Annotated in this window: 12 protein-coding genes; 1 reads left to right on the plus strand and 11 read right to left on the minus strand. The window is 74.9% G+C overall.

Going from position 1 to position 14,802, the window contains the following annotated elements:
- Positions 1-26: 26 nt before the first annotated feature.
- Together ACFYWQ_RS14805 and ACFYWQ_RS14810 are read right to left on the minus strand one after the other, a co-directional pair.
- The gene (locus ACFYWQ_RS14805) at positions 27-656 is read right to left on the minus strand and encodes a TetR/AcrR family transcriptional regulator (RefSeq protein WP_389517399.1); all 630 of its coding nucleotides are present in this window, start codon (positions 654-656) and stop codon (positions 27-29) included.
- A 92-nt stretch (positions 657-748) separates the two neighbouring features.
- On the minus strand, positions 749-4,738 hold the full coding sequence (locus tag ACFYWQ_RS14810; protein ID WP_389516373.1) for a type I polyketide synthase: 3,990 nt from the start codon (positions 4,736-4,738) through the stop codon (positions 749-751).
- Between the two features lie 159 nt (positions 4,739-4,897).
- Here ACFYWQ_RS14810 and ACFYWQ_RS14815 point away from each other — a divergent pair, with 159 nt between their 5' ends.
- The gene (locus ACFYWQ_RS14815; RefSeq protein WP_389516375.1) at positions 4,898-6,007 is read left to right on the plus strand and encodes a hypothetical protein; all 1,110 of its coding nucleotides are present in this window, start codon (positions 4,898-4,900) and stop codon (positions 6,005-6,007) included.
- A 42-nt stretch (positions 6,008-6,049) separates the two neighbouring features.
- Here the strand turns inward: ACFYWQ_RS14815 and ACFYWQ_RS14820 are convergent, their stop codons facing one another.
- From ACFYWQ_RS14820 to ACFYWQ_RS14860, 9 genes are all read right to left on the minus strand, one after another.
- Complete coding sequence (locus tag ACFYWQ_RS14820; RefSeq protein ID WP_389516376.1) at positions 6,050-7,648, minus strand: FAD-dependent monooxygenase; 1,599 nt, start codon at positions 7,646-7,648, stop codon at positions 6,050-6,052.
- A gap of 47 nt (positions 7,649-7,695) precedes the next feature.
- A complete protein-coding gene (locus ACFYWQ_RS14825) occupies positions 7,696-8,742 on the minus strand; it encodes an NAD(P)-dependent alcohol dehydrogenase (protein WP_389516378.1) in 1,047 nt (348 codons plus the stop codon).
- A 340-nt stretch (positions 8,743-9,082) separates the two neighbouring features.
- The gene (locus ACFYWQ_RS14830; RefSeq protein WP_389516380.1) at positions 9,083-10,489 is read right to left on the minus strand and encodes an MFS transporter; all 1,407 of its coding nucleotides are present in this window, start codon (positions 10,487-10,489) and stop codon (positions 9,083-9,085) included.
- 71 nt (positions 10,490-10,560) lie between these two features.
- Positions 10,561-11,037 carry a hypothetical protein gene (locus tag ACFYWQ_RS14835; protein ID WP_389516382.1) on the minus strand — a complete coding sequence of 159 codons (477 nt, stop codon included), beginning with the start codon at positions 11,035-11,037 and terminating at the stop codon, positions 10,561-10,563.
- Between the two features lie 30 nt (positions 11,038-11,067).
- Positions 11,068-12,120, minus strand: a complete 1,053-nt coding sequence (locus tag ACFYWQ_RS14840) for a phenazine antibiotic biosynthesis protein (protein WP_389516384.1) — start codon at positions 12,118-12,120, stop codon at positions 11,068-11,070.
- Between the two features lie 81 nt (positions 12,121-12,201).
- Positions 12,202-12,972 carry an SDR family NAD(P)-dependent oxidoreductase gene (locus tag ACFYWQ_RS14845; protein WP_389517401.1) on the minus strand — a complete coding sequence of 257 codons (771 nt, stop codon included), beginning with the start codon at positions 12,970-12,972 and terminating at the stop codon, positions 12,202-12,204.
- A 69-nt stretch (positions 12,973-13,041) separates the two neighbouring features.
- Positions 13,042-14,088 carry an acyl-CoA synthetase gene (locus tag ACFYWQ_RS14850; RefSeq protein WP_389516385.1) on the minus strand — a complete coding sequence of 349 codons (1,047 nt, stop codon included), beginning with the start codon at positions 14,086-14,088 and terminating at the stop codon, positions 13,042-13,044.
- Positions 14,085-14,360, minus strand: coding sequence for an acyl carrier protein (locus ACFYWQ_RS14855; protein WP_389516388.1), 276 nt, complete (start codon positions 14,358-14,360; stop codon positions 14,085-14,087). The genes ACFYWQ_RS14850 and ACFYWQ_RS14855 overlap by 4 nt, the downstream gene beginning before the upstream one ends.
- Before the next feature lies 1 nt (position 14,361).
- Positions 14,362-14,793 (minus strand): hypothetical protein, encoded by a 432-nt coding sequence (locus ACFYWQ_RS14860; protein ID WP_389516390.1) that lies wholly within the window; start codon positions 14,791-14,793, stop codon positions 14,362-14,364.
- Positions 14,794-14,802: the final 9 nt, after the last annotated feature.

A 14,802-nucleotide genomic window follows, 5' to 3' on the forward strand; every position in this document is an offset into this window, starting at 1 on the left:
GGCGGCCCGAGAACCGTACTTGGTCGTCAGGTGGTGTGGGACCCGGCCATGCCACCCAGGAGCAGGCCGAGGATCTGTCGGAGTTCCTCGGCCAGTGAGTCCGTGGCGTCCGACGGCTGTTTGGCCCAGCGGTAGAGGGCGCCGAGGTAGACGTCCCGCAGGACGTTGCCGGCGAGGACCGGTGAGAGGCCCGGGGACAGTTCCCCCTGGCGTACGCCGCTGTCGACGATGCCGGCGAAGACCTCGGCGACGTAGGGGTCCTCCAGGATCGGCCGGCCCGCCCGCACCCACGCGGTCAGCATGGCGGTGGTGAGCTGGGGTTCCTCCTGGTTGATGCGGACCAGGACCGCCATGCACCGGTGCAGCCGCGCGATCGAGCCGGGCATGAACACGCCCTCCTCGTCCAGTCCCGTCACGAGTGCGGTGCGCCTGCGCTCCCCCCACTCGGTGATGATGTCTTCCTTGCGCTGGAAGTAGTTGAAGAAGGTGCCGCGCGCGACGTCCGCCCGTTCCGCGATCTCCTCGATGGAGGTGTGGTCGTACCCCTTCTCGACGATGAGTTCGATCGCGGCCGAGTAGAGGCGCTCCCGGACACGTCGCTTGTTCCGCTCCCGACGGCTGACCTGCGGCGGCGGCTCTGTCGCGCGCGAGTCCATTCCGTTCACTCCCGTTCCTGCCGAACTCGCCGGCCGCGCAGCACGGCGGCCCGCGTCGTACTCCCGACACGTTTTTGTACTTGGGTGCAACTTTACTCCCGCACCGGCACGGGGCAATGCCCGGTGCGATGGTCATCCGCGCCGAGGGCGGCGCGCAGGTCGGCGAGGCTCTCGGTGCCGAGCAGCCGTCCGGCGGTCAGCTCCGTGCCGTGGGTGGTGCGCAGGTGGTGGCGGAGCCGGGCGGCCGTGAGGGAGTCCAGGCCGAGTTCGCGTAAGGAAAGCCGTTGGTCGAGGTCGGCCGCGGGCATGCCCAGCAGCTCGGCCGCGTACGCGACGAGGGTGTCGGCCGCGCCGCCCGCCGGGGCGCCGGGGGCCGTGGCCGGGGCGCCGCGCCGGGCCGGGACGTGCGGGACGGGGCGGACCGGGCGCGGCGGGGGCGCGGTCCGGGCGCGGCCGACCGCCCGTGCCGCGTCCCCGGCCAGGCGCCGCAGGGCGGTGAGGTACGACAGCGGCGTCCGCGCGGACCGCGCCGGGCCAAGCCGCCGCAGCCGGATGCCGGTGAAGCGGGCCAGGACCCGGTGGTCCGTCGAGAGCAGCAGGACGTCGGCCGTGACACGGGCCCCGCCCCTGCCTCTCCGGTCCGGCCGGACCCTGCTCACGCTCCAGAACTCGGCCTCCAGCGGCGCGTGGAACCGCACCGACGTGAAGGAGACGGGGACGTGGGCGGTGTCGTCCGTGCCGGACGCGGCCCGGGGCCGGGCCGCCAGCAGCGTCTGGAGGCCCACCTCCCAGCCCGCCCGGGGCAGGGGGCTCGGCAGCCGGACGCGGGCCACGGCCTCGCCCTCGCGCCGCCACAGGTGCTCCACGCCCCGGAACGGCTCCGGGATGTCGTAGCCGTGGCGCTGCGCGAGCGCGTACACCTCGTGGGCGGCGAGGTGGTTCCAGCAGCGCGCGAGCGCGGCGTCGAGCAGCTCGGCGCCCTCGGGGCCGGGCTCCTCGGCCGCCGTCCGGACGGCTCGCCCGGCGACGCACAGCAGGGGCTCCGGGGCGCCGGGCACGGACGCCCGCACCGTCACGGCACGGTCGTCGCGGGGGCCTTCCAGGGTCACGTGCAGGGTCGTGCCGGCGGCCGCGTCGACGGGCAGCGGGGTGCCGCCCAGCCGGACGTCCCGGAGTTCGAAGGGACCGTCGCCGTCCGCCTCTCGTACCGTCTCGCGCAGCGCCTCCAGGTGGACGACGGGTGGCACGCCCGCGACCCCGTGCACGGCGATACCGCCGCCCCAGTCGGCGGTGCCGCCCCACGCGGCCAGGTCGAACCGCCGCTCCCGGGGGGCCTGCGGCAGGCGGTCGGCGGATGCGCGCCGGTACGGGACGGTGTCCCAGGGGTAGGTGGGCAGGGACGGCACGTGCCGGGTGGCGGTGCCGTACCAGCGGTGCCAGTCCACCCGGCCGCCGTGGGCGAAGATGCGCCCGGCGGCCCGGACCAGTTCGGCGGGTTCGTCGCAGCCGCGGTGCAGCGAGGCCACCGCCGCGCCGCCGGCATCGCAGGCGCCCAGGGTCTCCTCCATGGCGGCGAGCAGCACGGGGTGGGGGCCGACCTCGACGAAGACGCTCTCCGCCTCCTCGGCGACCCGCCGCACGGTACCGGCGAACCGCACCGGGCGGCGCACGTTCTCGGCCCAGTAGGCGGGGGTCAGCGCGGCGCCCTCGACCCTCCGGCCGTACACGGTGGAGACCAGGTCCGTGCCGCCGGACGCCGGGGCGAGCCCGTCCAGCGCCCGCAGCAGCTTCTCCCGTACGGAGTCCATGTAGGGCGAGTGGGAGGCCACGTTGACCTTGACCGGGCGGCACAGGACGCCGTCCCGCTCCAGTTCGCCGCGCAGGGCGGTCAGGGCGGCGGGATCGCCCGCGAGGACGGTGCCGCTGGGGGCGTTCTCGACGGCCACGGACACCGTGCCGCCGTACGTCCCGGCGCGGCGGCGGGCCCGGTCGGCGGGGAGTTCGACGGCGAGCATCGCGCCGCGCCCGGCGGTCCGCTGCATCAGCGTGCTGCGGCGGCAGATCACCGCGGCCGCGTCGTCCAGGGAGAGGGCGCCCGCCGTCCGGGCGGCCGCCACCTCCCCCATGCTGTGCCCCATGCACAGCTCCGGCCGCACGCCCCGCTCGCGCCAGGCGGCGGCCAGCGCCACCTGCACGGCCCACAGGACGGGCTGTACGACGTCCACGTCGGTGGGCAGGTCGGCGGGGCCGGACAGCAGCCGGTCCAGGACCGACCAGCCGAGTTCGGCGCGGACGGCCCGGTCGCAGGCGTCCAGCGCTGCCTCGAAGGCGGGTGAGGAGCGGTAGAGGGCGCGGCCCATGCCGGCCCACTGCGCGCCCTGCCCGGAGAAGACGAACACCACGCGCCGTCCGCCCGGCGGCACCGCGTCGCCGGTGCCGCCGTCGGCGGTCGCCTCCCCGGCGGCGAGCGCCCGCAACGCGCGGACCAGGGCGTCGTGGTCCGCGCCCACGGCCCACAGCCGGTGGGGGTGGGCGTCGCGTCGCGTGGCCGCGGCGGCGCAGAGGTCCCGCAGGGGGAGGCGGCGGCCGGCTCCGCCCCCGTCGAGGTAGTCGGCGTACCGAGTGGCCAGGCGGCGCAGGGAACCGGGGGTGCGGGCGCTCAGCACCAGCAGGTGCGGGCCGGTCTCGGCCGTCTCGGGCCCGGGGTCGGCGGGGGCTGGGTCGGGCAGGTGCGCGCCGACGACCACGTGGGCGTTGGTGCCGGACAGGCCGAAGGAGCTGACGCCGAGCAGGGCGCGGTCACCGGCCGGGTCCAGGGGCCGGGCGCGGGTGACCACGCGGACCGGGAAGCCGTCCCGGGTGAGCAGCGGGTGCGGTTCGCCGAGGTGCAGGGAGGCCGGGACGACGCCGTGCCGGAGGATCAGCACCGCCTTGAGCAGACCGGCGATCCCGGCGGCGGCCTCGGTGTGCCCGATGTTGGTCTTCACCGACCCGGTCAGCAGCGGCCGGTCCTCGGGCCGTCCGGCCCCGGCCGCCTCGGCGAGCGCCGCCAGCTCCACGGCGTCCCCGACGGCGGTGCCGGTGCCGTGCGCCTCCACGTAGTCCAGGTCGCGGGGGGCAACGCCCGCGGCGGCGCACGCCGCGCGCACCATGTCCGCCTGGCCCGCGACCGACGGGCGCAGCGGCACTCCGCCGCCCGCGCCGTCGTTGGTGACCGCGCTGCCGAGCAGCACCGCGTGCACGGGGTCGCCGTCGCGCACCGCGTCGTCCAGCCGCTTGAGCACCACCGCGCCCACGCCCTCGCTGCGCACGAAGCCGTCGGCGCGGGCGTCGCCGAACCGGCAGCGGCCCCCGGGCGAGAGCATGCCGCCCTGCGAGTAGCCGATGGCGTCGTGCGCGGACAGGACGATGTTGACGCCCCCGGCGACGCACAGGTCGCTCTCGCCGGTGAGCAGGCTCTGCCGGGCGGCGTGCACGGCGACCAGCGACGAGGAGCAGGCGGTGTCCAGGACGACGCTCGGTCCGCGCAGGTCGAGCGCGTAGGAGATCCGGCCGGCGGTGACGGCGCGCAGGCGGCTGCCGGTCATGTCGCGCACGTCGGGCTCGTCCGGACGGGGGTCGGTGTCGGCGTACTCGGCGGTCGCCTGGCCCACGAAGACGCCGGTCCTGCTGCCGGCGAGCCGCGACGGGGGGATGCCCGCCGCTTCCAGGGCCTCCCAGACGACGTGCAGCAGGAGCCGCTGCTGCGGGTCCATGGCGCGGGCGACGGCGGGCGGCACGCCGAAGAACTCCCGGTCGAACCCGAACGCGTCGGTGAGGAACCCGCCGTGCCGGGAGACGGTGCGGCCGGGGGTCATGGGGGCGGCGGCGTGGCAGGCGTCGGCGTCGAACCGGTCGCGCGGAACCGGCGTCACCATGTCGGCGCCGGACGCCAGGACGTCCCACAGCTCGTCGGTGCTCTCGATCCCGGGGAACCGGCATGCCATGCCGACGATGGCGAGGGGTGTCGTGCTGGACAGCTTCGGGCGCATGGAGGACTCCAGGTCGATGGCTGGACAGACGAGGACGGCCGGTCGATGCACCGATGTATCGATCTGGTGATCAATCGGCTCAGCAATCTATCGAGGGCGATCCAAAAATACACCGGGGACCAACTTTCCCTCTTGACGCCCCCTCAAGCAGCAAGACGGCCACCCAACCGGGGAGCGGGAAAATCTGTACTTGCGTCCATAACTGGCCTCGTGTTTATTCTTGTTCCGCCGTTGCAGCAGCAGATCAGGGGGAAGACGATGGACATCGCCCAGATCGTTCCGCTGATGGGAGACGAGGAGCTGGCCGCCTACCGGCTCCTCGTGGCGACCGGCGGGGCCCGGCTGGAGAGACTGGCGAGCAGTCTGGGCTGGAGCGCGGGCCGCACGGAGCGCGTGCTGTCCCGGCTGAGCCGGAACAGACTGGCGCGGCCCCGGCCGGAGGGCCCCGGCGACTGGACCGCCGTCCACCCCGAGATGGTCAAGCTCCAGTACGCCGAGCCCCTCACCGGCGTCATCGAGGCGTGGCAGGCCCAGCTCGAAGGGTTGCGCGCGCAGCTCGACACTCTGTCCGGCATGTGCTCGCCGGACCCGGCGGGCGGATCGCCCGCCCCCGTGGTCACGATCGACGGCGCCGCCGAGCTGCGCGACGCGCTGGCGGTCACCGCGCGGCGCTGCACCGAGGAGGTCCTCGCCGTGCAGCCCCTGGGGCGGGAGACGCCCGCCCCGGCCCGGGACCTGGTGTGCGGCACGGGCGAGCCCGTGCCACCCGGAGTCGACGTGCGGGTCCTGCTCCCCCACCTGTCGCGCCACGACGCGGCCGTACGGCACCGCGCCGCGCGGATCGTCGCGTCGGGCGGCGAGGTCCGCACCACGGCCGCGTCGCTGCCGCCACTGATGGTGTTCGACCGTACGACCGCCTTCCTCTTCGAGGCCGGGGCCGAGGACGGGGCGGCCGGTGCCGAGGGCGCGGGCACGGGCCGGGCGCACCTGGTCCGGCACGGCGCCCTGGTCGGCCTCATCGTGCACATGGTGGTGAGCGCCTGGGCGACCGGCACCGTCTTCGACCGGTCGGGCGGCGGCAACCGTATCCCGGCCGTCCTCACCCAGGAGACGAAGACCGCGATCGTCCAGTTACTGGCCGCCGGTTACAAGGACGAGGTGGTGGCCAGGCGGCTGGGCATCGGGGTGCGGACCTGCCGGAAGTACATCGCCGAGCTGTTCGACGACCTCGGCGCGCAGAGCCGGTTCCAGGCCGGCTGGATGGTCCGCGACCGCATGCTGGGCGCCGTACAGGCCGGCGCGGCGCACGGGGACGGCTGACCGGCCCGGGCAGACCCGAGCCTGCCTGGGCCGGTCCCGTTCTCAGCGGGCGAGTACGGCGGTGAGCGCCGCCGTCAGCTCCCCCTCCGGGTCGGCCGCCGACGTCCTGCCGCGCCAGGCGATGACGCCGTCGGGCCGGACCAGCACCGCGCCCGTGGGCCCGACGCCGTACCGGGCGCCCCAGACGCCGTCGCGGTCGGTGAGCCGGTCGCCGATGCGGTGGGCCACCAGGCCGACCCCGAGGCGCTCGGCGGCGCGTTCCGCGGCGGCAGCCCAGTCGGCGGCCTCCGCCCCGGCCAGCAGCACGAACGCGCCGCCGAACAGGTCGAGCGTGGACAGCGTCCGGGAGCCCGCCGTGAGCACGACGTGCGGCGCCCGTCCGCCGGGCCGCCCGGTCGGGTGCCACGGGTCCTCCTGGAGGCTGCCGTCGTCACCGGGCTCGGTGCGGACGGCCGCCGAGTGGTACCGGAAGCCGAGGAACTCCCTGGGCGTGGGGACAGGGGCGTCGGGGTCGGCCGGGTTGTAGCTGGCCGGCACCCGGCCCTCGGAGACCTTCGCCAGCGCCAGTTCGCGCTCCAGGGTGATCCGGATGACCGGTCGGCGCTCGGCCTCGTAGGTGTCCAGGAGACCGGGCCCGGCCTGCCCGTCGAGCACCAGGGCCAGCCGCCAGGACAGGTCGTAGGCGTCCTGGATGGCGAGGTTGCCGCCCTGGCCGCCGTTGGGCGGGCAGGCGTGCGCGGAGTCACCGGCCAGGAAGACGCGGCCCACGCGGAAGCGGTCGGCCATCTTGTGGTTGATGGGGAAGAACCGGGCGTTGACGAAGGTGACGTCGACCGAGGGGTCGCCGATGGCGCGGCGGACCCGCTCCAGGCACCGTTCCTCGGTGAAGTCCGCCGGGCTCTCGCCGCGTTCGGGGAAGTAGTCGACCCACAGGGTGTGGCGCTCGGAGCCGTCCAGGATGAAGCTGGAACCGCTGCCGGGCATGCCGATCACCTCGACCGCGCCCTTCTCGACGTACCGCGTCAGGTCGGCCTCGAACGTGATGATGTACATGTGCCCGATGACCCCGCTGCCCCGTACGGGGACGCCGAGCATGTCCCGTACGGGGCTGGTGTTGCCGTCGGCCGCCACCACGTGGTCCGCCTCGACGGTGTAGCGGCGGCCGGAGCGCACCTCGCGGAGCGTCACGGTGACCTTGTCGCCGTCCTGGGTGAGGGAGACGGCCTCGGTGCCGTGGCGCAGTTCCGCGCCCGCGTCCTCCGCGCAGCCCCGGAGTATCCCCTCCACCTGGGCCTGCGATATCCAGGCCAGCGGCGGCACCGGGGAGAGCGGCAGCGGGTCGGGCCGGCCCTCCGCCGGGTCGAGGAAGCGCCGGTCGGGGTCGGCCAGGCTGACGCCGTGGCTCATGCGGGGCCAGCGCACTTCCCCCAGGGCCTGTTCCAAACGCTGCGTGACCCCGGGCAGGGTGTGCAGGAGTTCCTGGGAGCGGGTGTTGAGGCCCCACGCCTTGGGCAGCGTGGCGGCGCCCGGGCGCCGCTCGACCAGCAGTGGGCGCACGCCGCGCGCGGCCAGGCTCAGGGCCGTGGTGAGCCCGGTGTACGCCCCGCCGACGACGAGGACGGGAACTCGCTGGACTGACACGCGATCTACCTCCGGTGCGATGGGGTGCGGAGTCGGGGGGTACGCCGTCACGGGGCGGTGAGGGTGGCGATGTCGATGACGTAGCGGTAGCGGGCCTCGGCGAGCGTCTGCCACGCCTGCGGGACCCGGGAGGCGGGGATGGTCTCGGTCTCGGCGCCGATGCCGTGCGCGGCGCAGAGGTCGAGCGTCTCCTGTGTCTCGCGGACGCTGCCGATGGACGATCCGGTGATCACCCGGCGGGCGTCGAGCAGCGAGAAGGTGTTGTACGAGGCGACGGGGTCGCTCGGGGCGCCGACGTTGACCAGGGTGCCGCCCAGGCCGAGCAGTCCCAGGCAGAGGTCCATGTCGAGGGGGGCCGGAATGGTGTTGAGGAGCAGGTCGAAGTGGCCGTCGAGCGCGGCGAGCCGCCGGTGGTCGCGCAGGTCGACGAAGCGGGTGGCGCCGAGGCGGCGGGCGTCGTCCGCCTTCTCCGGCGAGCGGCCCAGCAGGGTGACCTCGGCGCCCAGGACGGCGGCGATCCGCACGCCGAGATGTCCGAGGCCGCCCATGCCGAGGACGCCGACGCGGGTGCCCGGGCCGGTCTGCCAGCGGCGCAGCGGTGAGTGGACGGTGACGCCGGCGCAGAGCAGCGGGGCGGCGCGGTCGAGGGCGAGCTGGTCCGGGATGCGCAGGACGAAGTGTTCCGGGACGACGATGGATCGGCTGTAGCCGCCCTGGGTCACCGTGCCGTCGCGGTCGCGGGCCGAGTAGGTCCTGACGAAGCCCTCGGCGCAGTACTGCTCCTCGCCCGCCGCGCAGGGGCCGCACTTGCCGCAGGAGCCGATCATGCAGCCGACGCCGACCCGGTCGCCGGGTGCCAGCGAGGTGACGGCGGCGCCGACCTCCGCGACCACGCCGGTGATCTCGTGGCCGGGGACGAGGGGGAAGATGGTCCCGCCCCAGTCGTCGTGGCCGAAGTGCAGGTCGGTGTGGCAGATGCCGCAGTACCGGATGTCGATGCGGACGTCGTCGTCGCGTGGGACGCGCCGCTCGATGGCGGTCACGGTGAACGGGGCGCCCTTGGCGGGCAGGGTGAGAGCAAGGCAGCTGGGCATGACGGATTCCCTTGGACTGGAAGGCAGTTACGTCGGGAAGCGCTCCGGGGCCGCGATGCCGTCCGGGGCACGATGCGCAGCCTGCCCGGGCGGGGGGAGGAGGCGCCATGGCGGCCCGGTGCAGCATGTTGTGCTGCACGTTGCTGCACCGGTCGACCGCCGTCGCCGGGGCCTGGCAGGCAGGGGGGGCACGGCTTTGGGGGGGGGGCCGGGCCGACCCAGGCGGAAGCCCGGCCGGGCCCGCGCGGGCGGCCGGGCCCGGGCCGCACACCGCCGTCCCTCGAGGCGCCCCGCGCACCCGGACCCGGACCCGGCGGCCCCCGCTCGACCGCCCCCTACTTCACTTCTCCCGCACCCGCCGAGGCAGCAGAGCCGTAGCCAGCACGGCGTTGGCCACCAGCAGGGCGGCCGCGAGGAGGAGGCTCTCGCGCATGCCCGGTGCGAAGTCCCTCGCCAGAAGTGCGCCGAAGACGGCGATGCTCAGGGCGCCGCCCGCCTGGCGGCTGGTGTTGAGGAGGGCCGCCGCCGTGCCGGCCCGTTCCGCGGCGACGCTGTCGAGCATCAGGGACGTCAGCGCCGGCATGGCGAGGGAGCCGCCGATGCCCAGCGGGATCATCGGCAGGGCGATCAGCCACCACGGTGTTCCCGCGCCCACGGCGGCCAGCCCGCAGCACCCGGCGGTGCCGACCAGCAGCCCGGCGACGACCACCGCGCGCGGGCCGTACCGCGCGACGGCCTTCGGCGAGAGGTAGTTGAAGTTGGCGGTGATCAGCGCCATCGGCACGAACATCAGCCCGGCCGAGAACGCCGACTGCCCCCGCTGGTCCTGGAAGAACAGGCTCAGCACGAAGACCCCGCCGTAGAAGGCGGCGTTGCAGGCGAAGCCCGCGACGACCGGCACGGTGACGCACCGCTCCCGGAACAGCCGCAGCGGCAGCATCGGGGCCTCGCGGCGTGCCTCGACGGCCACGAACCCGGCCCCGGCCAGCACCGCGACGCCCGCCGCGACCGACACCGTCCCGGTGAAGCCGTGGTGCCCGCCCTCGATCACCGCGAACGTCAGCGCGGCCAGCGCCACCACCGCCAGCGCCTGCCCGGGCCAGTCGAAGACCGCCGGGCGGCGCGGCGAGTGCGGCACCCGCAGCAGCGTCAGGAAGCCCGCGAGCCCGGCCGGCACGTTGAGGAAGAACACCGCCCGCCAGCTCCACTCCGTGGTGAGCAGCCCGCCCAGCACCGGCCCCGCGGCGATGGCGACGGCGCCGCCCACCGTCCACAGGGCGATGCCGCGCGCCCGCGCCTCCGGATCGGGGAAGGCGTGCCGGATCAGCGCCAGCGAGGCGGGCACCATCACCGCCGCCGCGCTGCCCTGCACCACCCGCGCGGCCGTCAGCGCCCCGAGCGAGGGTGCCACCCCGCAGGCCAGCGAGGCGGCGGTGAACACGACCAGCCCCCAGCCGAAGGCGCGGCGCGCGCCGACCGCGTCGGAGAGCGCGCCCGCGGACAGCATCAGCGCCGCGAACATCAGCGTGTAGCTGTCGGCCACCCACTGGAGCCCCGACAACGAGCCCCCCAGGTCGTCGCCGACCGCGGGCAGCGCGACGTTGACCCCGGAGACGTCGAGCGTGATCACGAAGAAGCCGAGGACGGCGGCGACCAGCGCCGCGGTGGCCGAGCCGGCCGGCTCCGTCCCCGTGGGCGTCGTACTCGTCGTGCGCCCGGTGCCCGTCCCGGACCTCGTAGTGCTCATCGGCACCGCTCCTCACCGCACCGTCCCGTCGGACGGGCTCTCGTCACAGCAGTCGTTCGCGACGCGGGAGATCACCGGTCCAGCTCGATGTGGTAAGTCTCCTGCGGGGTCTGGATGTCGCTGCACGTCAGCTCCCCGGTGGCCCCACGGTAGGCGCCGGTCCCGCCGGTGACGGCCATCCGCACCATATCGGCGCCCTTGGTCCACAGGGACTGCGCGGTGATCTGGCCCTCCGGAAGTTGCACCGACAGCACGCAGTCGGTGGTGATCCGCTCGCCGTCCACCCGGGTCACCTGGCAGGAGCTGCCGTCCTCGCCGACGCGCCGCCCGTCGCGGTAGAGCGTGTCCGCGTAGACGAACTCGTCGCCGATGCTGAGCCCGGGGTCGCCGACGTCCGTCTGCACGACGCCGTCGTTGCCTATGGCCAGGTCGATGACCGTCGGCGAGGACGTGGCCCGCGCCGTGGTGGCCGGGAAGGGGGACAGGCTCAGGGTCAGCGCGCCGGCGCCCAGGGCGGCGGCGAACAGGGCTGGTTTCTTCTTCGGCATGGGGATTCCTCACACGTGTCCGGGGCGCCGCTAGTAGACGCCCTCGATGAGCTTGCGGCCGTCCGCCTCGGCCACCGGGTGGATGTCCTTCAGGGAGTCCCCGGCGCCGCCCGGGCCGGGGACGCGGGTGGCCAGGTCGCGTTCCAGGCTGTTGGGGACGAGCCCGTACCGGGTGAGGTGGTTCATGACCACGGCGCCCTCCGACCCGTAGGGGACCGGCTCACCGGTGGCGGGGTCGACCACCCGGTAGACCACGTAGGGGGCGTAGGAGTCGAAGACCACCTCCCCCGTGCCCTCGGGGTCGGGCCGCTGCACGGTGCCGCTGAGCACGGACGTGCTGCCGTACGACCCCCGGAACCGGGCCTTCGGGTACAGCTCGGTGGCGAGGTGGTCCAGGGTGTCGGGGTCCATGTGCGCCCCGGTCCAGATGATCAGGCGCACCTTCTCCTGGATCAGGGCGCGGACCGAGGGGCGTTCGGACATCCGGGTCAGCAGCGGGGGCGTGGTGATCAGGAAGGCGATGTCCTGGGAGCGCAGGACCAGTTCGGCCTGGTCGACGAGGTGGTCGACGTAGGCGGCGGCACCGGCGGTGTCGCCCTCGGCCAGCAGCCGCTTCACCCAGCGCGGGTCCAGGTCGACGGCGAACCGGATGCCGTTCCTGGCCCGCGCGATCCGCCGGGAGTACTCGCCGAGCATGTGCGGGCCGCTGGGCGCCACGGCCAGCGCGTGCCCGGTGCCGTCGTCGGGGTAGTGGCGGTTCTCCCAGGCCATGTACTGCTCGAACCACCCCTCGAACATGACGAAGCGTTTGGGCGCCCCGGTGGTGCCGCCGCTCTCGTACACGGCGCACACCTCCTCCGTGTCGTCCAGGCCCCGGGGGATGAGGTCCTCGACCGGCACGTCCCGGAGTTCGTCGACCAGGTTGGGGAACCTCAGCAGGTCGTCGACGCCCCGTACGTCCTCCACCGGGTCGAAGCCGAGCCGGTTCCGGCGCTCCACCCAGTAGCGGGAGCCCGTCGCCGGATCGAAGTGCCAGCGCATCATCGCCCTGATGTGCGCGTCGGCTTGTTCCTGGGCGTTCATGGCGGATCACCGCGCTTTCTCGGTCGTGGTCGCGTGCGGGGGGCACGCGGTGGGCGGGTGGCGGGCGGTACGGCGCGGCGGTCAGACGCCGTGCAGCGAACCGCCGTTGATCTGGAGGATCTGGGAGGTGATGTAGGCGCCGGGCGGCGAGCACAGGTAGTGGCCGAGTTCCGCGACGTCCACCGGATCGCCCGGGCGGCCCAGGACGGTCTGGCCGATCAGCGTCTTCTCCCGGGCGGCGGGCAGCGCGCCGCCGAACAGGTCGGTCCCGGCGACGTAGCCCGGCGCGATGGCGTTGACGCTGATCCGGCGCGGCCCGAGCCGGGTGGCGAGCAGGTGGACGTAGGAGTGCAGGGCCGCCTTCGCCGCGCCGTAGCCGCCCGTGCCGCCGGAGCCCCGGTAGGCGGCGATGGAGCTGTACAGCACGATGCCGCCGCCGTCCGTCATCGACGGGACCAGCGCCTCCACGGCGACGACGGCGGTCACGACGTTGGCGCGGTAGGCCCCCTCCCACTCGGTCAGGACGGCGGCCACGTCGCCCGCGTCCGGGTCGGCGGGCGGCGGCACGGCACCGGCGCAGCACAGCAGGGCGCCGACCGGCAGCCCGGTCGCCCCGGCCCGGTCCCGCAGGGTCTTGGCCGCGTCGGCGTCGGACAGGTCGAGCGGGAGCGTCTCCACGTCGGCTCCCGGCACGCTCGCCTCGATCTCCCGCGCCGCCCGGACGAGCCGTTCCTCGTGCCGGGCGACCATGAGCACCTTGTCGCGCGTCCCGGACGCGCCGTCGTTCTCCGTGCGTTCGGCGAAGCGCTTCGCCGTGGCCTTGCCGATGCCGGCGCTCGCGCCGGTCACCACGATCAACCTGGACAGAATCGATCCCTCCCGAGGTTCGAAGACGTGACGGGGTTCCGTGGGCCCGTGGCGTCACGGCGGTGCGGCCGTGAGCAGGGCCGCCCGGTCCGGTTTCCCGCCGGCGGTTCTCGGTACCGCCGCCAGTTCCACGATCCTGGACGGACGCGGGAAGTCCCGCAGGGCGTCCAGGACGTCCGCCGTGTCCACCCCGGCGGCGCGGCCGGCCCAGAAGACGACGTATCCCTCGCCGCCGAGCGGGTCGCCGGTCCAGGGCAGTGCCACGCACTCCGCCCGGGGCAGCAGCGTGGCCAACCGCTCGTCGACCCGGGCGAGGTGGACCTTGACGCCGTTCACCTTGATCAGGGAGCCGCTGCGGCCGACCAGCCGGAAGGCGCGGGGTGCGGTGAACCGCACCAGGTCGCCGGTGGCCCAGTGGGCGGGCGGCCGGGACGCGCCGTCCGGGCGGGCCAGCCGGGGTCCGGCGACCACGAGTTCCGCCGCCTGCCCGGCCGGTGGCGCGCCGTCCCCGGCCAGGGTGACGTCGGGGAGCAGCCGCCAGGGGGCCGCCGCCTCGCCCTCGGGGGTCACCGGCCGGTGGGCTATGCCGCCGGTCTCGGTGGAGCCCAGCAGTTCGTGGGCGCGCAGCAGCGGCGCGGCCCGACGGACCAGCCGGTGGGCGGCGGGCGGCGGGGCCGCCGCGCTGTGCAGGGCGACGACCGAGCGGGCCCGCTGCCAGGTGCTCAGGTGGCGCCGCAGCAGTTCCCAGGTCATCGGCAGGCAGACGACCAGTACGCGGGCGTCCGCCGGGACGGGCGGGGGGCTCAGCGGCTGCCGCCACGCCTGGTGGACGGGGACGCCCGCCGTGCGGGGCAGCCACTGCCCGAACAGTGCGCCGAACAGGTGGCGCGGCGGGGCGTAGTTGACCACGTGGTCGACGGGGCCGAGCAGGTGCGTGGCGATCAGCTCGACCTCGCGCGCCATCTGCTCGGGCCGCCGCCACCAGCGGCGGGCGACCCCGGTGCTGCCGGACGTCTCGAACGGCAGGTCGCCGCCGGGGCCGCCGGGTGCCTCCCGCGCGGTCGTGCCGCATGGTCCGTGGGGGGCCGGGCGCACGGTCATGCCGCCTGGTCCTCGACGCGTTCGCGCACGTACTCCGTGGTCCGGTCGAGCGTGCTGAACTGGTAGCGCACGTCGTCGCCCACGAAGTCCACCTCGATGCCGAACGCGGCCTCCACGGCGTTGACGTACTCCAGGGCCGCCAGGCTGTCGAAGCCCGGCAGCGCGTCGGCCAGGTCGGCGTCGCCGGGCAGGGCGCGGGCGGCCTCGCCGAACCGCTGCTCCAGGAGGGCGACCAGGCGGGCGTTGATGTCGGTGGGGTTGAGGGTCTGCATGTCACTGGCCTTTCTGTGGGCCTCGGCCGGCCGGTACGGCGTCGGCACTGGTCATCGATCCCGCGTCCAGGTAGAACATCCGGCCGGGTTCGGTGGGCTCGAAGCGGACGGTGAGGTGCGCGTCGTCCCCGTCCAGGCCGAGGGCCTGCCGCACCTCGTCGGCGAGGGCGGCCCGGTAGGCGTGGTCGCGGTCGGGGTGGACGCGGCACACGACCGACGCCCAGCGCGGGCGGGAGCGGTCGTCCGTGCCGTCCTGCCAGGTGGTCAGCGGTACGCCGCCGGTGAAGTACGCCATGGGCTCGGCGGTGCGGAAGGAGACCACCACGTGCGCGGTCGCGGAGCCCCGCGCGGTCAGCCACCGGGTCAGGCGCAGCGCCGTCCGCAGCCGCGCGGAGGGGGTCAGCGGGTCGCTGGTCACTTCGACTGTCGGCATCGGCGGCCG

This window comes from Streptomyces sp. NPDC003247 (assembly GCF_042888135.1).
Classification (GTDB): Bacteria; Actinomycetota; Actinomycetes; order Streptomycetales; family Streptomycetaceae; genus Streptomyces.

What these genes read in the sequence shown, in the direction of transcription:
- ACFYWQ_RS14805 (WP_389517399.1), bottom strand. Translation starts at nt 656, where the DNA reads ATGGACTCGCGCGCGACAGAGCCGCCGCCGCAGGTCAGCCGTCGGGAG.
- ACFYWQ_RS14830 (WP_389516380.1), bottom strand. Translation starts at nt 10,489, where the DNA reads ATGAGCACTACGAGGTCCGGGACGGGCACCGGGCGCACGACGAGTACG.
- ACFYWQ_RS14855 (WP_389516388.1), bottom strand. Translation starts at nt 14,360, where the DNA reads ATGCAGACCCTCAACCCCACCGACATCAACGCCCGCCTGGTCGCCCTC.
- ACFYWQ_RS14860 (WP_389516390.1), bottom strand. Translation starts at nt 14,793, where the DNA reads ATGCCGACAGTCGAAGTGACCAGCGACCCGCTGACCCCCTCCGCGCGG.
- ACFYWQ_RS14825 (WP_389516378.1), bottom strand. Translation starts at nt 8,742, where the DNA reads ATGCCCAGCTGCCTTGCTCTCACCCTGCCCGCCAAGGGCGCCCCGTTC.
- ACFYWQ_RS14835 (WP_389516382.1), bottom strand. Translation starts at nt 11,037, where the DNA reads ATGCCGAAGAAGAAACCAGCCCTGTTCGCCGCCGCCCTGGGCGCCGGC.
- ACFYWQ_RS14850 (WP_389516385.1), bottom strand. Translation starts at nt 14,088, where the DNA reads ATGACCGTGCGCCCGGCCCCCCACGGACCATGCGGCACGACCGCGCGG.
- ACFYWQ_RS14840 (WP_389516384.1), bottom strand. Translation starts at nt 12,120, where the DNA reads ATGAACGCCCAGGAACAAGCCGACGCGCACATCAGGGCGATGATGCGC.